This window comes from Aliidiomarina haloalkalitolerans (assembly GCF_003987315.1).
In the GTDB taxonomy this organism is placed as follows: domain Bacteria; phylum Pseudomonadota; class Gammaproteobacteria; order Enterobacterales; family Alteromonadaceae; genus Aliidiomarina; species Aliidiomarina haloalkalitolerans.
In genome coordinates, this window is sequence record NZ_PIPI01000009.1 from 21944 (window position 1) to 44102 (window position 22159).

The window sequence follows — 22159 nt, forward strand, 5'->3', positions numbered from 1 at the left end:
ATTAGTTCCCTGCACGGCTGCGCGGCAAGTAACGCCGTGAAATGCGACTTAACCACGCGTAGAAAAGCCCACCCATAAAGCTGCTGAAAATAAGCAATAAAGTGCCAGCAGTCGTTCGTGTCGCCGCGATTAAAGTAGGCATGGGGGCAAAATGGTCAATTAAGCGAAACGCTACCCAAAGTCCAATCGCAGTGGCAACCGCACACCAAGCATAGAATTGACGTTTTTGCACACGAACTACTAAGTGAGCAACAGGGAGGGCAAGGAGAAAGACCACGAAAATAATGGCGGTATAGACAGGCCCAAAATGCTGCAAATCGTAAAGCGTTGTTTCGAGTCGAGTAGCAAAATCAATCGCAGGACCAATTTGTCCAATCGCTAGCAGATTAAACTGGGTTTGAATAATTGATCCTAAAATCCCGGCCAAAATAACTGCAGGAAAAAAGGCTAGCAAATAACTCAATGTTCGCCGCCGCGTTCGCATGTGTGCAACCCTATAAAATAATTTTTTGCGTTCGAAACGCTTATTGAATCCCTTAAAGTACCTAATTTCCTTGGGATAAGCCAGTTTCAAGTGAATATGGTCGTGATTTTTCAACCGTTTCAGCGAACAGGTGTGCTTGCTCGGTTTTCGTTCTGCAGCTACAGTGACTCTATAAAAGAGGTAAGACCAGAGGACGTTACTGCATGAACCAGCATTACCCGAAATTACTTGAGCCCCTAGATCTCGGCTTCACAATATTGAAGAACCGAGTGCTTATGGGTTCAATGCATACCAACCTTGAAGAAGAGCGCGGAGGCTTCAATAAGCTGGCGGAATTTTATGCCGCTCGAGCGCGCGGTGGGGTTGGTTTAATTGTGACGGGCGGGATAAGCCCTAATGTTCGTGGGCGTCTCACGCCATTTGGCAGTCAATTGAGCTACCCTTGGCAGGTGGCGAAGCATCGCAAGCTGACTCAAGCCGTGCATGCCGAAGGCAGTAAAATTGCCATGCAAATTTTGCATGCCGGCCGTTATGCCTATCATCCTTTCAGTCTTGCCCCGAGTGCCATCAAAGCGCCAATCACGCCGTTCAAGCCATCAGCGATGAGCGAACGACAAATTCTGCAAACCATTCGCCATTATGCCCGCGCCGCTAAATTAGCCCGTAAAGCCGGTTACGATGGCGTCGAGATAATGGGCTCAGAGGGTTATCTGATAAACCAATTCATTTGCCAACGCACCAATAAGCGCACAGACAAGTGGGGCGGTAGTTATGAGAACCGCATGCGCTTGGCGCTCGAAATCATGCAAGCGGTAAAAAAAGCCGTTGGCGATGATTTTATCATTATCTTTCGTCTGTCGATGCTCGACCTGGTCGAAGGTGGCAGTACACTCGAAGAGGTCATCGAGCTTGGGAAACTGCTTGAAGCGGCTGGCGCCACCATTATCAATACCGGGATTGGCTGGCATGAAGCCAGGGTTCCGACCATCGTCACATCGGTTCCACGAGCAGCGTTTCGTTGGATTACAGCACGCTTAAAACAAGAGCTGTCGATTCCGGTCGTGGCAACAAACCGCATTAATACGCCGGATGTTGCTGAGTCGATACTGGCAAATGATGAAGCCGATATGGTGTCAATGGCGCGACCGTTTCTTGCCGACCCCGACTTCGTTAAGAAAGCCGAGCTCGGACAGGCGGATCGCATTAATACGTGTATTGCATGTAACCAAGCTTGTCTTGACCATGTTTTCGAAAACCGTCGAGCCAGCTGTTTAGTGAACCCATTAGCAGCTTATGAAACTGAATTGGTGATGACACCGGTTCAAAAGGCAAAGCGTTTGGCTGTTGTTGGTGCCGGTCCTGCAGGGCTGAGTTTTGCCTGTTTTGCTGCGGAGCGCGGCCACGAAGTTCATTTGTTTGACCGTAACCACGAAATCGGTGGTCAATTCAACTACGCCAAACAGATTCCGGGCAAAGAGGAGTTTCATGAAACTATTCGTTATTTCGGTAATCGATTGAAGGACGCTGGTGTTCATGTGCACTTGCAATCTGAGCAAAGCATAGAGTCATTGCAAAGCGGATTTGACGAGGTCATTCTAGCGACCGGTATTGTACCTCGCTCGGTGAACCTACCTGGCGCTGACTCGCCGAAGATCTTGAGCTATCTCGATGTCTTGCGTGATCACAAAGAGGTTGGTCCGCGAGTGGCAATTATTGGCGCCGGTGGCATTGGTTTTGATGTCGCTGAATATCTAACGACGCCACAATCACCAACGCTCAATAGTGCTGAATGGCACGGTATTTGGGGTATCGACACAAGTTATGAAAACCGTGGTGCATTAACCCAACCACTACCAGACCCGTCGCCGCGACAAGTTTATCTGTTGCAACGCAAAACCACGAAAGTGGGTGGTGGGCTTGCCAAAACCTCCGGCTGGGTGCACCGAGCCACGCTGCAGCATAAAGGTGTGAAGATGCTTAATGGCGTCACTTACAAAGCGGTGACTGAACTAGGACTGGAAATTGAACGTAACGGTGAGAGTGAGTTACTCGAAGTTGACCACATTATTGTTTGTGCAGGACAAGAGCCATTACGTGCATTACAGCAACCGTTGGAAAATGCTGGTATCCCTGTGCATCTCATTGGTGGCGCGGATGTTGCCGCTGAACTCGATGCTAAACGGGCCATACGACAAGGAGCCGAATTAGCTGCGCAAATTTAAGCACCAGTATGTGACCACCGTAAGAAACCGATTAACAAGGAGCAACGATGGTACAGCAAAGTGATATTCCAAAGGTTATTCAAGAAGCACAAGAGCGTTTAGACCTCGTGTTTGAACGCTTATCTGTTTGCCCTGACACACGCCAGCGGTTGAGCTTGCCGCACCGGGTTGTCGAAGCAGCTATTCCAGTGCGAATGGACGATGGCTCGTTGCAGGTGTTTCGTTCCTGGCGTGTTCAGTTTGATGTCACCCGTGGCCCCGGGAAGGGCGGAATTCGCTTTCATCCGAGCGTGAGTCGAGACGAAGTTATCGCACTCAGTTTCTGGATGGCAATTAAGTGCGCAGTGGTCAATTTGCCTTATGGTGGCGCTAAAGGTGGGGTGCGAGTTGACCGCAAAAAGCTCTCCTTATTCGAACTTGAACGTGTTTCGCGCGGTTATATGCGGGCGATGGCGGATGTGGTAGGGCCTGACGTTGATATTCCTGGCCCCGACATGAATACCGATGAACTGGTCATGGGCTGGATGGCCGACGAATACGATGTTATCAAACGTCAACGCAGCCCTGCTGTGATTACTGGCAAGCCAGTCGCATTGGGTGGCTCACGCGGGCGTACAGCAGCGACCGGCGAAGGCGCGGCGCAAGTCTTAGACTTGTGGGCCGAGCGCCAGAAAAAAGATAACAAAACGATTAAAATTGCGATTCAAGGGCTCGGTAATGCTGGTTACTATTTTGCCTGTGCTGCAGAGCGACTTGGTTTTACAGTGGTGGCGGTTGCAGACTCGAGCGGCGCTGTTTACTGTGATCAAGGCCTAGATGTGCCAGCAATTTATGCGCACAAACGCAAGACCCGTGAACTCAAAGGGGTGAGCGCTGAGAACGATAAACATACGGTTGAATCGCTGAGTAATGAAGAATTACTTGCGCTCGACGTTGATGTTCTGGCTTTGGCCGCCATGGAGAACCAGATTACCAAAGACAACGCGAAAGATGTTCGCGCCAAGTGGCTACTTGAAATAGCGAATGGCCCAGTGGCAGCCGATGCGGATCCTATGCTACAAAAGCAAGGAGTAACGGTGTTACCCGATGTCCTTGTGAATACCGGCGGCGTAATCGTTAGTTATTATGAGTGGTTGCAAAACCGTAGTGCTGATTATTGGTCGGCAGAACAGGTACAACAGCGCATGCAGGAGTTGATTCGCAGTCAGGCCGAACTTTGCTTCGAGCTTGCTGAAAACGAAGATCTCGACCTGCGCAGTGCCGCCTACATGCAAGGCATTAAGCGAATTGCGGAAGCTATGGATGCTCGAGGCACGCACGCCGAGTTCAACCCAGAGTAATTGACCCTGTTACAGTTCGTTAAGGTTCACGAGCCATGTATCCGCTTGTTGTAAAATAGCGTCCTGCTCTTCGGCAGGGCGCTTGTCCCACTGACGATACATGAGACCCATACGCGGGTTTGCTGCTAATTGGTCGCGATGCCGATTGAGGAAATGCCAATACAAGCTGTTAAATGGACAGCTTTTCGGACCTGATTTAAGTTTCACGTCGTAGTAGCAGCTTTGGCAATAGTTACTCATTTTATTGATGTAGTTGCCAGAGCTTGCATATGGTTTTGTAGCAATTAAGCCGCCATCAGCAAACTGACTCATGCCGCGAGTGTTCGGTAGCTCGACCCATTCAATGGCGTCCGCATAGATACCTAAATACCACGCATCAACTTGGTTGGGGTCAATACCGGCTATTAAAGCAAAATTGCCCGTGACCATTAGGCGCTGAATGTGGTGTGCATAGCTATAGTCGAGTGATTGTTGAATACTCTTCTGCAGACAGTTCATTTTCGTTTCAGCGGTCCAGTAATACTGAGGCAGGTCGCGCTTTGCCGCAAAAAAGTTATGTTCTTTGTAGGCGGGCATTTCCCGCCAATAGATCAAACGCACGAACTCACGCCAACCGATTATCTGACGAACAAAGCCTTCGATTTGTGCCAAGGAAATTGCTTGTGGGTTGCTTTCAAATTCGGCAATCGCAGTCTCGACCACTTCACGGGGAGTGATCATTTTTGTATTCAAGCTAAATGATAGCCGCGAGTGAAAGAGTAAATAGCCACGGGTGCTCATCGCGTCCTGGTACAAGCCAAATTTTGGTAAGGCATGGCGAACGAAATGCTGCAAAAGTTCTCGTGATTGACGACGACTAATTGGCCAGTTCAACGCTTCGGGTTCAAGCTTACCAAGCATCTCAACATGGTTTGCTTGCAGCATTTGTGTGATGTGTTCGACGTTATTACTGAATGTCACCGGTGTTGGAACCGTTTCGCTGGCTGGCAGTGCATGACGATTGTCTTGATCAAAGTTCCACTGTCCTCCAAGCGGTTCTGCCCCATCCATTAGGTAGCCTGTCGCTCGCCGAATGCTACGGTAAAAATTTTCCAATAAGGGGCTTTTACCGGTTGGTAAAAATTGCTCCAGCTGGTCGAGATCGACCAAAAAATGCTCACTACTGACTACTTCATTCGTCTTTGCAATAGAAAGCTTATTGAGTTGTTCTGCAAGTCGGTATTCATCTGGCTGCTGAAAACAGAACTTCTCAAGCTGTGGTAATGCCTTTGCAGTCTTTGCTAAGTTTTCTACTAAGTTCTGCTGGTTTTTCGGACTGTCGAGGCGCACATATAAGATGTCCGCCATGGTACCGACTACGTCAGCAAAAGCCCGCATTGCGGCAAAGAATGCGGCCACTTTCTGTTGGTGATGGCGAACATAGTCGGTCTCTTGACGCATTTCGAACATCACAAATAACACCTGTTCCGTGTCTTCAAACCAAGAGTGACGGATGTTTAATTGGTCACCTAAAATGAGTCGCATCTCGCGATAGTTTTGGCGAAGTGGGGTAGGAATTTGCTCAAGATAATTCCATAACGACATACAGCTAGACTTCCTTATAGTCGAAGGTGGTACAGAATTACATAGGCAGAACGCCGATGCTTCAGTACACTATAACGATGATTACGTTATTTCTTCGAATTAGGTTCTCTTGTAATGCGCATTGATCGATTTCTTGCTGAAACGACTGGAATGAGTCGAAAGGAAGCTACCAAAGCACTTCATCGTGGTGAAGTGACTCTCGACGGCGAGGTGGTTAAAAAAGGAGCTGTTCAGGTACCTACGGGAGCGCAGGTTGCTTGGAACGATTTACCACTCGAGTTGCTTGGCCCAACTTATATTCTCTTTCACAAGCCGCTCGGCTGTATCTGTGCCAACGATGATCCTCGCCATCCGACAGTTTTTGTCTACCTTGACTTGCCAAACCCAGATAAATTTCACACGGTTGGGCGGCTTGATTTAGATACCAGTGGACTCTTGTTGGTGACCAATGATGGGCAATGGTCACATCGAATTACGTCACCTAAACACGCCTGTGCCAAGGTCTATCGCGCCACTTTAGCTGAGCCGATCGACAGCAGCGCCGTTACCGCATTTGCTGAAGGGATTAAGCTTCACGGCGACCCGAATCTTACCAAACCAGCCACGCTGGAAATTTTGGCAGAGAATGAGGCACGAGTGACGCTCTCAGAGGGGCGTTACCACCAAGTTCGTCGTATGTTTGCCGCGGTGGGTAACCGCGTGGAGGCATTGCACCGAGAGCAAGTTGGTGAATTAACCCTCGGTGACTTAGAGCCTGGCGAATATCGTTACTTAACTGCAGAAGAAGTGGCACTATTTTAGAGCTGAGATTTGTGTTCTCAGCTTGCAACTTTACGTTTTAATTTCTCGCCATCAACTGAACAGCCGCCGATACATATGTTCCGCATAATCATCGGTCATGCCGGCAATATAGTCACAGAGAACACGGTCGGCAGAGACTTGCCCCTCGGCAGTAAATGCGAGCTGCCAGCGTGTTCGCGTATTGCGCGGCAATAAGCGTTCTGGTTCGGCATGAAACGCGGAAAATAATTCCAGCAGCATATTCTGACTGCGGTAGCGCAACTGTTGAATGGCGGGATCATTGATAACGTGCTCGAATACCACGGCTTTCAAACTATTTAAAAGACGTCGTTCTTCCTCGGGTAGCCAAGCATTAAAACGTACGAGCGGCTCTTGAGCGTTCGGCAACACCACTTTGACCGTCACCCCGGTCACAAAAATGTTCACCATGGCACCGATGGCGTTTTTACGTTGGTGATGAACATTTGAAAAAAGTTGTTCACTAAGCTCTTGCACAAGATCACGTAATGCTGGCGATAAGTCAGCAACGACGGTATCCATATGCTGGTGCCATTGTGTGGCATTTAAGGTGCCGGTGACCACTGCATCTTCGAGATCATGAACACCGTAGGCGATATCATCCGCTAGTTCCATCAGAGATGCGTCGAATGATTTAAACAATGAGCGTTGCCAAGGTGACTTTGATAGTGATTCAACGGCCTGGAATTGTTGGCGATCATCGTCACTTAAAGGTGCAAGAACCCAGTCTAATAAATCGGCATCGGCATGGTAAATGGCTTTTGCGGGCTTCCATTGCGCTAAGCTTGAAGGGCGAGCCTCCGCAGGGGCCTTAAGCTCTGGCATGAGCACCGGATATTTGAGCAACCCTAATAAGGTTCTGCGGGTTAAATCCATACCATGTTCGGCATGATAGGCTTCAAGGCGACCGACAATTCTGAATGTTTGACCGTTGCCTTCAAATCCGCCGGAACCGAGCATTTTGTAATTCAATGCAGTTTCGCCACCGTGACCGAATGGTGGGTGGCCGATATCATGCGCAAGACAAAGTGCTTCCATTAAGTTCTCGTCAGGCAACAGTGCTTTGATTTCTGCGCTACCACTGTGGGCAAACTGATTGATCAGTGAAGCACCAATTTGCGCAGCTTCAAGCGAGTGAGTCAGACGAGTACGGTAAAAGTCATTTTCGCCCACATTCATAATTTGGGTTTTCGACTGTAAGCGCCGAAATGCAGCCGAATGAAGGATGCGAGCACGGTCGCGCTGCCAAGGGTTGCGAAGGTCACCTGGACGAGCTGGCGCAGCCCCAGAACGACGTTGTTGCCAAATATCCTGCATTGCTGACTCCCTAGCTTTTGAATTTTTAATGGATGTTTAGGTTAGCATTAATTTGCGCATAAGGTAGCGATCTTGTGCCGGGCCAAGGTAATCTTTTTTCAGTGCAGTCACTTCAAAACCAAGAGATTGATAAAGTTTAACTGCTGCAAGGTTGTTTGGTGCTACCGTAAGCAAAGCCTCGTGATAACCATGACGGCTTAGGGCAGCTAGTAATTCGTCCATAAGCTTGCGGCCAATACCTTTTCCGCGCCCCGCTTGAGCGACGAGGAGTGACATAATCCAAACTTGCTGGGGTTGTTCAGCCGGTGCTGCTAGTGCATAGCCAAAAACTGGAGCGTCCGAGTTGGATGCTTCTTTGCAGACTAAAAACAATGAAGGCCATTGGGCTAAAGCTTGCCAGAAAAAGGTGTTTGGGTAGCCTTCTTCTTGGTAGTCGTGGTATTCGAGTTGAGCAAGTTTGGGAATATCGGATGTTTGCGCGGGGGAAATGAACATAGCCAACCTTAAGAATAAGCCACCGGCGACCGCGCCGATGGCTTTATTTTAGGTTTACTGGCGAATGCCTTCAACATGTAAATCGAGATAAACCGTTTGTGCTGCAGGTCCAAGATTTAAGTCAATTCCGAAGTCGCCAACATTGATGGCAAGTTCACCCGTGAAGCCAGCGCGGTAGCCACCCCATGGATCTTGGCCTTCGCCATACTTCTTAACTTCGAAAGTGACTTCGCGAGTTTCGCCAAATAAGGTTAAGTTGCCAGTTATTTCGCCACGATCATCACCTAGGTCGTTGTAGCTTGTGCTGACAAAGCGCGCTTCACTCCAACGCTCAACGTCGAGATAGTCGCTGCTACGAATATGGTCGTCACGTTCGGTGTGGTTCGAGTCAACAGATGCAGTTTGAACGGTGACTTCAACGCGATTATTCGCCGGGTTTTCAGCGTCGTAAGTGAAAGTACCGGTGAATTCGTTAAAGCGGCCAACGACATAGCTGAAGCCGAGGTGGTCGATTTTGAAGTTAATTGAAGCGTGAGCGCCATCGGTGTCGATGACGTAGTCAGCTGCAGATACCGGAGCAGTTAGGGCAAGGGTTCCGGCGATTAAGCCAGCAAGAGAAAGTGCGTGAATGGATTTCATTTTCGGTTCTCCTAAAAAAAGTTGCAGCAAGCTTAGCTAAAAGGTGTATATTCATCCAATGCATGAAATTAATAAAAGCTATGCGTCGGAGTAATAGTGAGAAGTCAAAAGCTACGGAATCTAGATTTGAACTTGTTAGTGGTGCTGGATGTGCTGCTCGAAGAGCAACATGTCTCGCGAGCGGCTGAGCGTTTAGCTATGAGCCAACCTGCGGTTAGTCGAGCACTTGCTCGTTTGCGAACAATGCTTGGCGACCCACTGTTAGTGCGAACTTCGGCGGGGTTTGTTTTAAGTTCTCGAGCGCAACTGGTGCGTCAAGAACTTGATGTTGCCCTGCGTGACATTGAACGCGTGATTGAGCCGCCCGACTTCGACCCCGCTACGGACGATAGCTTAATTCGCATTACTGGTCTTGATATGGAAATTGGTCTATATATTCCACAACTTATAAAACGCATCCGCCGAGAGGCACCGAATATGCGTTTCGAAATCGTCCGTCAAGAAAATGATTCGTTTCCGATGCTTGAAAACGATGAGGTTCATTTTAGCTTGAGTGGGCTAGCGCCACTTAGTGCCCAGCATAGTTTGCATCGCCGACAAATTGATGAAATGGATGTGGTGTGCCTGATGGCGGAGAGCCATCCGCTGGCACAGGGAAACCTCACCATGGAGGCGTACGCGGCGCAACCACATGGGCTGGTCTCAATTACGGGTCATGGGCCAGGAAGCATGGAACATGTATTGGCGCAGCACAAGCTAACTCGCACCGTCGCATTGCGGCTCGCGGGCTTTACGTCGGTTGCTGACTTTTTAGAAGGTAGCACCTTAATTTTTACGCTACCAGCGCGTATTGCGGAGAAAATAGCGATTGGCCGCAAGCTGTGTATTCGTCGTTTGCCCGAGCCCCTTGTCGCAGAACGCGTAAAGTTTTTTATTTATTGGCACCAACGCTATCACCATGATCCGAAAATTAGATGGATCCGCGAACATTTTCATCATGTTGCGACGTAAGTTGACGCATGGTTGAGTATTTTAAAAATAAGCATAGCGTAACGTAAAAAATTGTGCAAAATGAGAATATTGAGCATTCGGTTAAGTTAATCTTCGCCGAAAAATAGCACAGGAACGCAAACTAAAATGGAGTTTGTATGTCAGCAAATGGAACTCGAATGACCATCGCTCGTCAGTGGGAAGTATTGAAGTTGCTGCCGTCGCGGGCACCTGGTCATACAGTTAAAGAAATTACCCAGCGGTTGGAATCCGAGGGGTTCAGTATCAGTAAACGGAGTGTTGAGCGCGACTTAGTCGAGCTGAGCCGGATCTTCCCGATCGTCTGTAACGACAAAAGCAAGCCATATGGCTGGTATTGGAGTAAGGACGCAATTGTTGATTTGCCGGGTTTATCGTTAGCAGAATCCTTATCGCTCACACTCATTGAAGGCACAGTCAAATCACTTCTGCCACCGAGCGTGCTCGAAGCGATTACTCCTCGATTCCAGCAAGCACATGCGCATCTTGAAGCACTTGAAAAAGAACATAAACTCGCAACTTGGCGTGACAAAGTTGCTGTGGTTACGCAACTCATGCCGCAACAAAGTCCGATTGTAGCAACGGAAGTTCTCGAGCAAGTCCAATTCGGTTTGTTACATGAGCGCTGTATTCAAGTGGATTATCGGGGCCTGAAAAGTGACGCAGTGAAAACCTTGACCTTGCATCCGCTGGGGTTGGTTCAACGCGGCACGGTGACCTATCTTGTGGCTCGAGTGAACGATTACCAAGATGTTCGCCAGTTTGCGTTACAGCGTATTTCACGAGCAGAAGTGCTTGAGCAAACGCGGCAAATGCCAGATGGCTTCGAGTTAACTAAGTATATCCACAATGGTGCATTCCACTACAGCAATGGCCAAACCTTGCCATTGCAACTCCATATCTATAGCGATGAAGTGGCTCGCAATTTACAAGAATCGCCCCTTGCTACGGACCAAAAACTGGAGGCAAACGGTGACAGTTTCAAATTGAGCGCTACTGCCGACGACTCTTGGCAATTGCGCTGGTGGCTACTGTCTTTTGGTGAGCTTATAGAGGTTGTAGAACCCCAGTCACTGCGAGCTGAATTGGCTGAAAGGCTAATGAAAGCAGGGCAACACTATCAAAAGCAATAATTGGTTCGAACCTGAAATCGAGTAAATTGCCGCATGCATTGATTAGCTAATGACTTTAAACGTGGCTTGTTATATGTTGGTTAACAATAAAATAACAATCAACAAAGTTTTCGGTTTTAGCACCTTATGCGGCAGTCTCTTAAACCTAGTTCGAATCAATCGGAGTGCTTGTTTAAAAGTACGACGTCTTCATTGTTGCAATGCGCTTTTATCGTGCTCTTAGGGGTACAGGCGTTATCAGCTTTTGCTGCGCAATTGCCAGACACGAAATCGCCAGACACGATATCCTCAGACACGATTTCCTCAAACAATAATGCCAACATTTTTCCGCAATTGCCGGAATTGTCGAAGCCAATCACCCAGTACACTCTGACTAGTTGGAACACGCGAGACGGCTTACCGCATAACTCAGTAAACAAAATTACCCAAACCGCTGACGGTTATCTGTGGCTAGCAACCTGGGAAGGACCGGTACGTTTCAACGGGCGCACGTTTACCGTTTTTGATGATCTTGACCAGCTGCAGATGGAAGAAACGGGTGTTATCGACATTCAGCCAGATAGTAGCGGCTACGGTGTTATTGCGTCTGGCCCGCGGGGAGGAATAACGACTTTTCGCCATGGCCGTTGGCAAGCACTTGAGAGTGCGCCCGATTTTGTCAATGAAACTGCAACCACAAGCAATGGTGAAATATGGGCTGTTGCCTCAAATGCAGGTGTTGTTCGTTATTTTCCTGATGGCCAACGGCAAATATACAGCATGGTCGACGGGTTACCGGACGGCTACGCATTTCGTGTTTATATTGTTCATCAGCAATCGCCGATGTCAGTTCATCCGGATGCAGTCTATTTTGATGAAATTTGGGTCGCTACTCAGCGTGGCGTCGCTCGTTTTAATCAAGATACCAACCAGTTTGAGATTCTCGAACTGCTTCCTGCGGAACTGTTTCGCGATTTAATTCGTTTGCGAACAGGGCACTTAGTTGCGACCAGCGCTAGTGGTTTATATTTTTGTTTGCCGGATCTCAGTGCATGCGAGGTCTATCCCGAAGCAATCGACGGAATTATTACCTCCATCCATGAAGGCCTGAATGGCGAGCTGTGGTTTGGAACTTTTGCCCATGGGTTGGGTCGCATAACTAGCGACGGCATTGACTATCTGACTGTCGAGCATGGTTTACCGAACCAGCACGTCCTTGACGTTTTTCAAGATAGTGAAGGTAATATTTGGGCTTCGACGCATGGTGGTTTAGCACAGCTTCGCGACGCCTTGTTTACCAGTTTTACAAGGGTGCAGGGTGTTAAAGGTAATTTTATTCGTTCGGTACAGGAAGCTGCTGATGGTGCAGTTTGGGTCGGTTCGAATGAAGGTTTAACACGCATATTAGGCAGCCAGATAACGCCTATTGATCATCCAGAACAACTAGCGAATGTATCGGTTTTAAGCTTAGCTCGCTACCAAGACTTAGGTCTGTTGATTGGTACTTACACCGATGGCTTGCTATTGCTAATCGACAACCAAGTTTTGGCGCAATTCGGCCGCGAGCAAGGCTTGTTTATTCCGGAGGTAAGAGCGGTTGTTTATGACTCCGCAGCCGATATTATTTGGGCAGGCTCACCCGAAGGCTTGTTCGCATTGCGCTTTAACGGTAGCGGCTTTGAACAACTACAGCATTTTACCGTTGCAAGTGGCTTAGCCGCCGACTTTGTTTCGTCACTTGAAATCGACAGCGAAGGTACCTTGTGGGTGGGGTCAATCACAGGGTTATCGCAACTTACGCGGATTTACCATGATAGTGAAGAATGGCAAACGCAAGCGATTGACTTGAGTGCGTTTACCGTTGCTCAGAATTTGTTTGCTATTTTCCAGCATCACGAACGACTGTGGTTTGCCACTGACCGCGGAATCTTAATTCACGAATTGTCAGACCAAAGTTGGCATTGGCTGTCACGTGAGCACGGCTTACCGTTTGACAAGTTCTTTTCGGTGAATTTCGATGCGGATGAAGCCCTATGGATCGGTAGCAGCCGCGGTATCGTGCGCGTGCCAGCCGAGCAGTGGCAAGCGTTTCTTAACGGTGAAAGTAATCAGGTAGTGCCGGTGGTGTATGGTAGTACCGACGGTATGGTAAGCAACCAAATAAACAGTGGCGGACCTTCGTCAGTGCGCGATAGCAGTGGCCAATTATGGTTCGCAAGCGCAGCAGGAACTGTGGTGATTGACCCAGAAGATATCGAAGGGCACGGCATTACACCGCCACCGGTTGTGATTGATGGCGTGTATGTTGACGGCCAGGCGATTGCTGACGTGAGTCAAATCCCCAACCGCTTTGGGCGGATTGAGTTTCGTTACAGCGGACTCGGCTTTCGCATGACCCAGCAATTACAATATCGAGTCCAACTGGTTGGCTTTGATAGCGATTGGATTCGCCGCGATCAGCAAACCTATTCGGAATACACGGCACTTCCTTCAGGTCGCTACGAGTTTGTCGTACAGACTCGCTACCCGGGTTCTGAATGGTCACCAGCGGTCAGCTACTACTTTCAAGTGACCCCTCGTTATTATGAATACCCATGGTTTTGGGGTGGCATTATTATTGTCATCATGCTGCTTGGCTATTTATTTATTCGAATTCGAGTCAGTGCACTCGAACGCTCGCGAAATGAGTTAAAAAGACTCGTGCAAGAGCAAACAAAAGAGTTGCAGGCGCTTGCAAATGAAGATGTGTTAACCAAGTTGCCCAACCGGCGAGCATTTGACCATGCTTTGCGTGCGAACTTGCACAAGGCAACCAAACTGCATCAGCCACTCTGCCTTGCAATTCTCGACTTAGATCATTTTAAATTAATTAATGACCGGCATTTGCACGCGGTTGGTGACCAAGTCTTGAAACGCGTAGGGCAGATTATTCGAGATAATATTCGTGACCAAGACTATGCCGCTCGTTGGGGTGGCGAAGAATTTGCGATTGTATTTGGCAATACCAGTGAATCTGAGGGTGTGGTCATTTGTGAGCGTATTCGTAAAGCAATAGAGAGCGCAGATTATTCTGATATTGCCAGTAATGTGCAACCGACCCTGAGTATAGGTATGGCGTGTCGAATTGGTCAGGAAGGCCACAGCACAATGTTGATTCATGCCGATAAAGCCCTATACCAAGCAAAAGAACAAGGTCGGAACCGTGTGTGTGTCTTTCGCAAATAAAAAACCCGCCAACAGTGGCGGGTTCTCATTGTTTGCCTCGAGCAAACTATCTTAGCATGCAGCAGACATAAATTAGCCGGTAACTTTGCGAACTAATGCCCGTGAAATCGCGCGCAATTTATCTCTTGGAGCAAATCGTTTTAGGGTGCTTTTTACAACGCCTTGGGTGAAGCGCGTTCGCTTTGAGTAATCAATGTGGACGTCAACGACGACCATATGACCATCGGCAGCAGCTTGCAGTGCTGAAGCAATGACTTGTTCGACCGCTTGATTGTTTTCAAGCGCAAAGAACTTGCAATCGGTCGCTTCGGCGAGTGCAGATATTTTTAACGGTTTGAGCACCGTACATGTTTTCCGGTTATAGGGAATTTGTTGTGCTTGGGCAATTTGCGACAATTCGCCATCATTAAATACAAATACCACAGCCCCAAGTCCTAAGTGACTACCTGTACTCAATTCAAGCCCTGTCATTTTCAGTGCACCGTCACCAACAACACCGATGACTTGGCGGTTCGGTTCGGCTAACTTAGCGCCGATCACAGCGGGTATGCAATAACCCATGGCATTGAAATCGCTGGGCGAAATGAATTGCCGTTGGCCATGCACGGGCATTAACTCTGCCATTAAAAACGTATGATTACCGTCGTCGGCAACAAGAATTGCATCATCTTCAATCGCGGCTCGCAAAGCGTTAAAGAAGACTTTTGGATTCACTCGGCCATTACTTTTGTGAGCTAACCATTCGTCTTCGTAGCGTTTTTTTTGCTGCGCGATTAGCGCCGTTAACGCAGTCGTGTCGCGCTTCGCCGTGGCCGCAGTGACAAACTCAAGTAAACTTGGCAGGGCTTTTTTAGCGTCGCCTTGGATGGCGATTTTTGCTGGGAAGTTGGCATTAAATACCGCTGGATTGATATCGATATGTATCAAATTGTCAGGTACCGGCATACTGTAACTCCCCGTGGGGATCTCGGCAAAGCGCGTACCGATGGCAAGTAAACAATCACACTCTGCGAACGCAGCTTCTGCTGCAGGTACAGCATAAGCACCAAAACCCATCCCAGTGTGTAAAGGGTGGTTCCCAGGGAAAGCGCTGAGCCCCTGCAGCGTGGTACAGACCGGTGCCGACAAATGTTCAGCTAAAGCGGTCAGTGAATCAATAGCATCAAGGGCACCCCAACCGACAAAGATCCCCGGATTCTGTGCTGTAGCAAGCATCTCTGCGGCTTGCTTTAACAATGTCTTGTCCACTTGCGCTGCAGCGCTATGGGAGTCGAATGCTGGCATGCCTTCAACTTCGCCGAGGAAATTACCAATATTGTACGGTAACTCAATAAATACTGGGCCAGGTTCACCTTGAGTTGCAATGCGGTATGCTTCGTAGATGGTTGGAATGACTTCTTGGTGCGACTCAATACGGAATGTTGCCTTGGTAATCGGCGACAGCAAGGTGTGCTGGTCCATATCATGCAATTGAAACTGGTGACCACTCTCACTATGAATGCCACCAGAAATGACTAACATTGGAATACCATCGAGTCCTGCTTCGCCGATACCACTAGCAGCATGCGTAACGCCTGCCGCCGGTACAATGACCATGGTACCAATGCTTTTACCCATCCGACTCACGGCGTCTGCCATAAACGCGCCGCCGCCTTCGTGGGCTACGAGCACTGGTTGAATGCTCTCCGATGCATTGAGTTCGTCGTAAAGTTCGGTGTTGTGCACCCCGGGAATCCCAAAGGTGTGAGTCACGCCGATTTGTTCAAGGGCGTAACGAGCGAGAGCTGCACCTGACTTTTTCATGATTTTTCCTTTTGAATCGCTATATGGCGAGCGGCACGACGGCCGTTCAACACACAATTAGATAAAAATGTACCTTCGAGCGAGCGAATACCAGCGATACCGCCGCCTCCAAACCCTGCAGCTTCGCCAGCTGCATATAGCCCGGGGATAGGTCGGTGCTCGCGGTCCAGAACTTGCGAGTTAAGATTCGTTAGCATACCACCCATACTCTTGCGACTAATCAGTCGCTCGCGAATGGCAATCAGCGGCCCGGATTTAGCGTCGTTAATCGCTTGAAACTTGCATGTTCTTAAACGGTCACTGCGCCATTGGCGCAGTTGTTGTAGTTTGCGTATCTGTCCGTCATTCCAAAATGCAGGACCGCGCTTGAGCATGCTGTCATAAGCAGTCACTGTGTGAGTTAGATTATCGGCATCGAGCCGATCATCATTAGCCAGTGCTCGCATCTTCTCAGCGAGCTCTGGCAGCGTTTGTGCACTAACCACATCATCACACTCGTTTACGAGCCATTTTACGAGGTCATGATTGCCGCGCAGTGTTTGCCAAATAATCGCAAGCATACGCTTATCTCGGAACAGTGGGTTTTCATCAGTACCAGAAATCGCTAACTCTTTCGCCGCAATCTTCCAATTCATCACTTGCCAAGTGTACTGGCCCGGTTGCTGTCCTGTTTGCTTACAGAGGTCATGAGTATCGAAGCCTGTGACTAAAGGTTCAGGGCCAATGCGATGACCATAGGCGTCCAACCATAAAGCTGAGCGCGGCGGAATAAGGCTTAAACCATGTTGGGAGAATTGTGGTTGTGGGTGAGCAATACCAGCGGCGTAGTTCCACATTTGGTTGAGATTAACGACTTGGCCACCGAGCTGCTCAACGACATCGTGAAGTGCACCGTCAGCAGCGGGAGAAACACCGCTGAGTAGGTTCTCAGGATACGGGCCATAAACTGGATCCCAATGCTGTTTCACTCGCTCTAAATTACCGTTAATACCACCGCTGCAAACAACGGTCGATTGTGCTTGAATTACAAACTCGTGTTGTTCGCTGGTAATTCCTGAGCAACCATTAATCGCACCAGATTGCGGGTCGCGGGTCAGCGCTAGCACGCGGTGTTCATGTAAGCGAGTCAGCTTGTTTGCTTGCGGATGATTGAGCAGATGAGCAATCAGGGTTTGTACCACGCCACGCCCACAGCCCCAAGCAATATGGTAGCGGGGGAGGGAATTACCATTGCCATGATTACCCCGCTCGACCCATTGCACGGCTGGGAAAAAAGAAATCTTATGTTGCAGCAACCAATCATAAACATCGGTTTTACAGTGGTAGGCATATTCTTTTGCCCATCGCCGCCCCCAAACATCGTCTTCTTTAAACTCACCTGCGCGCAACCAGTCTTGCAATAAAAGTTCGGGTGAGTCGTGGATCTTGTTACGTCGCTGCTCTTTGGTATTAATGAGGAGCATGCCACCAAAAGCTTGGTTTGCTTGACCGCCAAATGCATCTTCCGGCTCGGCATCAACCAAGGTTACGGTTTTTCCAGCATTAAGTAACTCCAGAGCAGTCACAATACCGGCGAGACCACCGCCAATGATGACACTATCGCTCTGATATTGTTGTATTTGTGACATAATGCATACTCAAGATGAAAGCTTCTGCTTCGAATGTAGCAGAAAAGCCCTACTATTTTTTAACATTTTGCGCCTGTAGTACAAAATTGTACGATAGGATCCGCAATTGAGAGCTAAGTCGTGCGAGGTCGAGTTTGCAAATGTTCTTCAAGCTGCTGTTGGCACCGATTTTGTTGTATCAGGGTAAACATGTAAAACGCAAAACCCCGAGGCTACCAGAAGCTGCTGGCCCCCGTAGCGGTCAAGTGATGCCGGAAAATGCGGATGACAGTACATGCGTGCTGCGCGTTCTTATTTGTGGTGATTCTGCTGCTGCAGGTGTAGGCGTGGGTGCGCAAACTGAGGCACTGAGCGGGCAGTTATTAACCCAGTTGCAGGGCGCTTATCCTAATCATCGGATTGAATGGACACTGTGGGCAAAAAATGGTGATACGACAGCGGTGGCGCTGATCAAACTGCATCTACGACAAGCACAAGACTTCGATTTAGTTATCACGTCACTTGGCGTGAATGATGTCACCAGTGGGTTAGCGGATTATCGTTTTCGGCGTCAGCAGCTAGCCTTAGTGAAACTGTTACAAGACAAATATAAAGCGCGCTGGATTTATTTAACCGACGTGCCACCGATGCATTTGTTTCCGGCTTTACCGCAACCATTGCGTTGGTATTTGGGTCGACAGGCGCGACGCTTAAGCTACGAGCTAGAACGGGTCGCGTCTGCGCACGAAAGAGTCAGCCTGGTGCGGATTAACTTCCCGCTTGCCCCTAACGTAATTGCCAGCGATGGTTTCCACCCAGGACCTGCAGGCTATCCATTGTGGGCGCAAGCCATTGTGCGGCAACTTCAGGATAAACGTCATGACACAATTTAGTAATTCGATTAGCTACATTACCCTTGGTGTGGATGATCTTGAGCGATCTTTAAGGTTTTATCGGGACGGCTTAGGCTTAGCAACGAAGGGAATTATTGGCTCGGAACATAATCACGGAGCGGTCGTTTTTTTTGATTTTCAGCCCGGCTTGCGACTTGCCTTGTGGCCACGTAAAAGTATTAGCGCAGAATGTCATGTTAGTTTGTCAGCGCCAGACTCTAGCGGCTTTATGTTGGCGCACAATGTCCGTAAGCGCAGCGATGTCGATACGATAGTGGCTCAAGCTCAGGCAGCAGGTGCCGAAATCGTTAGAGCGCCGAAAGAATTTTCTTGGGGTGGTTATGGTGGGGTATTTAAAGACCCAGACCACCACCTTTGGGAGGTGGTCTGGAATCCTCATGATGGCTCGGGAGAGCCGGATTAATCAGACAAGGATATAAGCTTAGCTATTTACTTGAAGTTACTTAAGCTCGCTTCAGACGCAACGCATTCGAGAGTACGAAAATACTCGAGAGTGCCATCGCACCAGCCGCCAGCATCGGTGACAACAAAATACCGAAGGCTGGGTAAAGTAAACCTGCGGCAACAGGAATCAGACTGGCGTTGTAAGCAAACGCCCAGAACAAATTCTGTTTAATATTGCGAATGGTCTTGTGACTCAAGGTCAAAGCGGTGACAACACCGCGCAAATCGCCGCGCATGAGCACCACATCGGCGGACTCAATCGCAACGTCGGTACCGCTGCCCACGGCAATGCCGGTATCTGCTTCGGCAAGTGCTGGCGCGTCATTAATACCATCGCCAACAAATGCCAAATTGCCGAACTCTTGTCGCAGTTTTTCGACTGCGGCAACTTTACCCGCAGGTAGCACTTCAGCAACGACTTTATCAATATCCAGTTGATGGGCAATCGCTGCTGCGGTGCGGTGATTATCACCGGTGATCATGGCCACTTTTAACCCCGCAGCATGGAAAGCTCGAATTGCTTCCGGTGTGCCTTCGCGAATGGTATCGGCGACAGCGATTAAACCCGCGAGCTGGCCATCGATGGCCACATATAAAGGAGTTTTTCCTTCCTGACCAAGTTCTTTTGCACGCTCGGTAAATGGCGCAACGTCAATACCTAACTCGCTTAAGAAACGATCGGCACCAACGCTTACCGTCTGGCCTTGAACCGTGGCAGCGACACCCATGCCAGTGGTACTTTGAAATGACTCTGCGAGCGGAATCCGAATACCTTCGTCGTCAGCTGCGGCGACAATAGCTTGGGCAATGGGGTGCTCCGACTCCTGCTCGACGGCAGCGACTAAAGCTAGCAACTGTTCGCGGTCAAAACCATTGGTAAGTTCAAGATCCGTTAATTTAGGCTTCCCTTCCGTTAGGGTGCCGGTTTTGTCGAGAGCAATGACTTTTGCATTGCGTAGAGTTTGCAGTGATTCGCCTTTGCGGAATAAAACCCCTTGTTCAGCAGCACGGCCGGTTCCGACCATAATGGATACCGGTGTCGCTAATCCCATTGCACATGGGCAGGCAATAATCAGCACAGCAACGGCATTGACAATGGCAAAGGTGAGGGCGGGGCTTGGGCCCCAAATGAACCAAATCGCAAAGGTTAGTAATGCAAAAACAATCACAACCGGCACAAATACGGCGGTGACTTTATCGACCAATGCTTGGACTGGGAGCCGCGCCCCCTGAGCCTGTTCAACTAATTGAATGATTTGAGCGAGCATGGTGTCAGCACCAACTTTCGTTGCTCGAAAGGTTAAGCTGCTGTTGCCGTTAAGCGTGCCGCCAACCACTGTGGCGCCTTCACTTTTGTGCACCGGCATTGGCTCACCGGTAAGCATCGACTCATCAATGTAGGACTCACCGCGGGTGACGGTACCATCGACAGGAATCTTTTCGCCTGGCTTTACCAAGATGAGATCACCGACTTGGATAGCTTGAATATCGACATCGACCCACTCGTCATCTCGTTCAACGCGAGCTTGTTTCGCTTGCAGGCCGACCAAGCGTTTTATTGCTTCTCCGGTTCGACCTTTAGCCCGCGCCTCAAGAAAGCGACCAAGGAGAATCAAGGTAACGATAACAGCCGCAGCTTCATAATAAACATGCTGAGTATTGGCAGGGAGCAAGTTGGGCAAGTAAGTCGCGACCACAGAAAAACCCCAAGCAGCGCCTGTACCGAGTGCAACGAGCGAATTCATGTCGGGTGAGCCACGGAGTAAGTTCGGTATCCCGATTTGATAAAAACGCCGTCCGGGAATTGCGAGCACTAGGGTTGTGAGGACAAACTGCAAATTCCAATTCAGGGTTTGACCTAACGAATGCTCAACCCAATGGTGCACGGCAGGAATGAAATGACTGCCCATCTCGAGGATAAAAACCGGCAGTGTCATTAGAAAAGCAAACCAAAATGACATGCGTAGTTCTTTGATTTCTTGTTCTTTGTGTTGGTTAACGTCTTGGCCAGGCTCGTGGCTATGCAGGCTCGCTTGATAACCCGAAGCCTTGACTTGGGCAATCAGCTGTTCTGGTGTACAGGTACCAACAATAAACTTAATCCAAGCACTTTCGCTCGCTAAGTTAACCCGAGCTTCAAGCACACCCGGCACTTGGCTTAGTGACTTCTCTACCTTATTCACGCACGAGGCGCAGTTCATTCCGACCAGGTCAAGTTCAAGGGTTTCAGCTCGACTCGGATAACCAGCCGTCGTCAGAGCATTGAAAACTGCAGCAAGAGTTGCGTCATCGGAATAGGTAAACTGTGCTTTCTCAGTGGCTAAATTCACCGAAACGTTGGAGGTGTCGGTAACGCTAGTGATTGCGCTGGTGGCACGTTTAACACAACCCGCACAAGTTAATTTCGTCACGGGAATTTGCACGGTCCGATTACTTGCTTTGGACATTTGACCTCTCCTTTGGCAAGCCGAGAATTTGCAGTATAGTAGCGCGAAGCGATGGATAAACCTAGCTGCTATCTTATTACGAATAGCAATGAAAAACAGCAATGAAGAATTGCAGAGAAGGATTGCGATGAAGGACTTAGAACTAAAGATTCCACCTTTGTTGGTGGTAGTGATTTGTATGCTCGACATGCTGATTCTTCGTTGGCTTTTTCCAAGCCTAAGTTTTCAGCTCACAGGGTGGTGGTCGCTCGGCTCATTTTTACTCGGCTGCCTGATAGCGCTGTTAGGGGTTGTTGAGTTTCGTCGTCATCGCACGTCCGTTCACCCAGTGCAGGTTGAAAAGTCCACTGCGGTTGTTCGTTCTGGCATATACCGTGTCACCCGCAATCCAATGTATGTTGGTATGTGTCTATGGCTGTTGGCGTTCGGATTTTATTTGGAGAATTGGTTGAGTTTGGTGATGCTACCGGTCTTTATTGCCTATATCACACAGTTCCAAATAAAGCCTGAGGAACGTTTCTTGCTAGCCAAGTTTGGGGCTGAGTACCAGCATTATATGGATAGTGTCCGACGTTGGTTATAAGTTTTTTTTTAGGAAAGAAAAGGAAGCTCTGAGAGCTTCCTTTGGTGAGGACATCCAAGTCCGACGAGATAGGCATCCGATTCCTAGAACATCCC

17 protein-coding genes are annotated in these 22159 nt (G+C 49.0%); 9 read left to right on the forward strand and 8 right to left on the reverse strand.

Annotated elements, in window-relative coordinates; genetic code table 11:
* Nucleotide 1: 1 nt before the first annotated feature.
* Nucleotides 2-484 (reverse strand): hypothetical protein, encoded by a 483-nt coding sequence (locus CWE06_RS10860; RefSeq protein WP_126794056.1) that lies wholly within the window; start codon nucleotides 482-484, stop codon nucleotides 2-4.
* 203 nt (nucleotides 485-687) lie between these two features.
* On the opposite strand from CWE06_RS10860, the gene CWE06_RS10865 reads away from it, so the two are divergent.
* Together CWE06_RS10865 and CWE06_RS10870 are read left to right on the forward strand one after the other, a co-directional pair.
* Nucleotides 688-2706, forward strand: a complete 2019-nt coding sequence (locus tag CWE06_RS10865) for an NADPH-dependent 2,4-dienoyl-CoA reductase (protein WP_126794059.1) — start codon at nucleotides 688-690, stop codon at nucleotides 2704-2706.
* 47 nt (nucleotides 2707-2753) lie between these two features.
* On the forward strand, nucleotides 2754-4046 hold the full coding sequence (locus CWE06_RS10870; RefSeq protein ID WP_126794062.1) for a Glu/Leu/Phe/Val family dehydrogenase: 1293 nt from the start codon (nucleotides 2754-2756) through the stop codon (nucleotides 4044-4046).
* A gap of 9 nt (nucleotides 4047-4055) precedes the next feature.
* Here CWE06_RS10870 and CWE06_RS10875 read toward each other — a convergent pair whose 3' ends face one another.
* Nucleotides 4056-5630: a cryptochrome/photolyase family protein gene (locus tag CWE06_RS10875; RefSeq protein WP_126794065.1), complete on the reverse strand. Its 1575-nt coding sequence runs from the start codon at nucleotides 5628-5630 to the stop codon at nucleotides 4056-4058.
* Nucleotides 5631-5744: 114 nt separating this feature from the next.
* On the opposite strand from CWE06_RS10875, the gene rsuA reads away from it, so the two are divergent.
* Nucleotides 5745-6431: a 16S rRNA pseudouridine(516) synthase RsuA gene (rsuA, locus tag CWE06_RS10880; protein WP_126794067.1), complete on the forward strand. Its 687-nt coding sequence runs from the start codon at nucleotides 5745-5747 to the stop codon at nucleotides 6429-6431.
* Nucleotides 6432-6482: 51 nt separating this feature from the next.
* Here rsuA and CWE06_RS10885 read toward each other — a convergent pair whose 3' ends face one another.
* From CWE06_RS10885 to CWE06_RS10895, 3 genes are read right to left on the reverse strand one after another with little or no spacing between them, the layout of a single operon-like run.
* The gene (locus CWE06_RS10885; RefSeq protein ID WP_126794070.1) at nucleotides 6483-7766 is read right to left on the reverse strand and encodes an anti-phage deoxyguanosine triphosphatase; all 1284 of its coding nucleotides are present in this window, start codon (nucleotides 7764-7766) and stop codon (nucleotides 6483-6485) included.
* Nucleotides 7767-7802: 36 nt separating this feature from the next.
* Nucleotides 7803-8261, reverse strand: coding sequence for a GNAT family N-acetyltransferase (locus CWE06_RS10890; RefSeq protein ID WP_126794072.1), 459 nt, complete (start codon nucleotides 8259-8261; stop codon nucleotides 7803-7805).
* A 54-nt stretch (nucleotides 8262-8315) separates the two neighbouring features.
* Nucleotides 8316-8900, reverse strand: coding sequence for a YceI family protein (locus tag CWE06_RS10895; RefSeq protein WP_198679093.1), 585 nt, complete (start codon nucleotides 8898-8900; stop codon nucleotides 8316-8318).
* Between the two features lie 126 nt (nucleotides 8901-9026).
* Between CWE06_RS10895 and CWE06_RS10900 the strand changes: the two genes are divergently transcribed.
* The 3 genes from CWE06_RS10900 (at nucleotide 9027) to CWE06_RS10910 (ending at nucleotide 14266) form a co-directional block, all read left to right on the forward strand.
* The gene (locus CWE06_RS10900; protein ID WP_241972547.1) at nucleotides 9027-9911 is read left to right on the forward strand and encodes a LysR family transcriptional regulator; all 885 of its coding nucleotides are present in this window, start codon (nucleotides 9027-9029) and stop codon (nucleotides 9909-9911) included.
* Between the two features lie 137 nt (nucleotides 9912-10048).
* The gene (locus CWE06_RS10905) at nucleotides 10049-11062 is read left to right on the forward strand and encodes a helix-turn-helix transcriptional regulator (RefSeq protein ID WP_126794078.1); all 1014 of its coding nucleotides are present in this window, start codon (nucleotides 10049-10051) and stop codon (nucleotides 11060-11062) included.
* Nucleotides 11063-11230: 168 nt separating this feature from the next.
* Nucleotides 11231-14266: a ligand-binding sensor domain-containing diguanylate cyclase gene (locus tag CWE06_RS10910; RefSeq protein ID WP_198679094.1), complete on the forward strand. Its 3036-nt coding sequence runs from the start codon at nucleotides 11231-11233 to the stop codon at nucleotides 14264-14266.
* Nucleotides 14267-14338: 72 nt separating this feature from the next.
* Here CWE06_RS10910 and CWE06_RS10915 read toward each other — a convergent pair whose 3' ends face one another.
* Both CWE06_RS10915 and CWE06_RS10920 read right to left on the reverse strand, forming a co-directional pair.
* A complete protein-coding gene (locus CWE06_RS10915; RefSeq protein WP_126794084.1) occupies nucleotides 14339-16069 on the reverse strand; it encodes a thiamine pyrophosphate-binding protein in 1731 nt (576 codons plus the stop codon).
* Nucleotides 16066-17697, reverse strand: coding sequence for an FAD-binding dehydrogenase (locus CWE06_RS10920; protein ID WP_126794087.1), 1632 nt, complete (start codon nucleotides 17695-17697; stop codon nucleotides 16066-16068). The genes CWE06_RS10915 and CWE06_RS10920 overlap by 4 nt, the downstream gene beginning before the upstream one ends.
* 140 nt (nucleotides 17698-17837) lie before the next feature.
* Between CWE06_RS10920 and CWE06_RS10925 the strand changes: the two genes are divergently transcribed.
* Together CWE06_RS10925 and CWE06_RS10930 are read left to right on the forward strand one after the other, a co-directional pair.
* On the forward strand, nucleotides 17838-18569 hold the full coding sequence (locus CWE06_RS10925; RefSeq protein ID WP_126794089.1) for an SGNH/GDSL hydrolase family protein: 732 nt from the start codon (nucleotides 17838-17840) through the stop codon (nucleotides 18567-18569).
* Nucleotides 18556-18993, forward strand: coding sequence for a VOC family protein (locus CWE06_RS10930; RefSeq protein WP_126794091.1), 438 nt, complete (start codon nucleotides 18556-18558; stop codon nucleotides 18991-18993). Before CWE06_RS10925 ends, CWE06_RS10930 begins: the two co-directional genes overlap by 14 nt.
* A 40-nt stretch (nucleotides 18994-19033) precedes the next feature.
* On the opposite strand, the gene CWE06_RS10935 is transcribed toward CWE06_RS10930, so the two are convergent.
* Nucleotides 19034-21481 (reverse strand): heavy metal translocating P-type ATPase, encoded by a 2448-nt coding sequence (locus CWE06_RS10935; RefSeq protein ID WP_126794094.1) that lies wholly within the window; start codon nucleotides 21479-21481, stop codon nucleotides 19034-19036.
* Nucleotides 21482-21569: 88 nt separating this feature from the next.
* Between CWE06_RS10935 and CWE06_RS10940 the strand changes: the two genes are divergently transcribed.
* A complete protein-coding gene (locus CWE06_RS10940) occupies nucleotides 21570-22064 on the forward strand; it encodes a methyltransferase family protein (protein ID WP_241972548.1) in 495 nt (164 codons plus the stop codon).
* Nucleotides 22065-22159 lie beyond the last annotated feature (95 nt).

Coding starts and splice junctions, on each gene's coding strand:
- CWE06_RS10885 (WP_126794070.1), bottom strand. CDS start 7,766: ATGCAGGATATTTGGCAACAACGTCGTTCTGGGGCTGCGCCAGCTCGT.
- CWE06_RS10930 (WP_126794091.1), top strand. CDS start 18,556: ATGACACAATTTAGTAATTCGATTAGCTACATTACCCTTGGTGTGGAT.
- CWE06_RS10940 (WP_241972548.1), top strand. CDS start 21,570: ATGAAAAACAGCAATGAAGAATTGCAGAGAAGGATTGCGATGAAGGAC.
- CWE06_RS10925 (WP_126794089.1), top strand. CDS start 17,838: ATGTTCTTCAAGCTGCTGTTGGCACCGATTTTGTTGTATCAGGGTAAA.
- CWE06_RS10865 (WP_126794059.1), top strand. CDS start 688: ATGAACCAGCATTACCCGAAATTACTTGAGCCCCTAGATCTCGGCTTC.
- CWE06_RS10860 (WP_126794056.1), bottom strand. CDS start 484: ATGCGAACGCGGCGGCGAACATTGAGTTATTTGCTAGCCTTTTTTCCT.
- CWE06_RS10935 (WP_126794094.1), bottom strand. CDS start 21,481: ATGTCCAAAGCAAGTAATCGGACCGTGCAAATTCCCGTGACGAAATTA.
- CWE06_RS10905 (WP_126794078.1), top strand. CDS start 10,049: ATGTCAGCAAATGGAACTCGAATGACCATCGCTCGTCAGTGGGAAGTA.
- CWE06_RS10875 (WP_126794065.1), bottom strand. CDS start 5,630: ATGTCGTTATGGAATTATCTTGAGCAAATTCCTACCCCACTTCGCCAA.
- CWE06_RS10870 (WP_126794062.1), top strand. CDS start 2,754: ATGGTACAGCAAAGTGATATTCCAAAGGTTATTCAAGAAGCACAAGAG.
- CWE06_RS10915 (WP_126794084.1), bottom strand. CDS start 16,069: ATGAAAAAGTCAGGTGCAGCTCTCGCTCGTTACGCCCTTGAACAAATC.
- rsuA (WP_126794067.1), top strand. CDS start 5,745: ATGCGCATTGATCGATTTCTTGCTGAAACGACTGGAATGAGTCGAAAG.
- CWE06_RS10920 (WP_126794087.1), bottom strand. CDS start 17,697: ATGTCACAAATACAACAATATCAGAGCGATAGTGTCATCATTGGCGGT.
- CWE06_RS10890 (WP_126794072.1), bottom strand. CDS start 8,261: ATGTTCATTTCCCCCGCGCAAACATCCGATATTCCCAAACTTGCTCAA.
- CWE06_RS10895 (WP_198679093.1), bottom strand. CDS start 8,900: ATGAAATCCATTCACGCACTTTCTCTTGCTGGCTTAATCGCCGGAACC.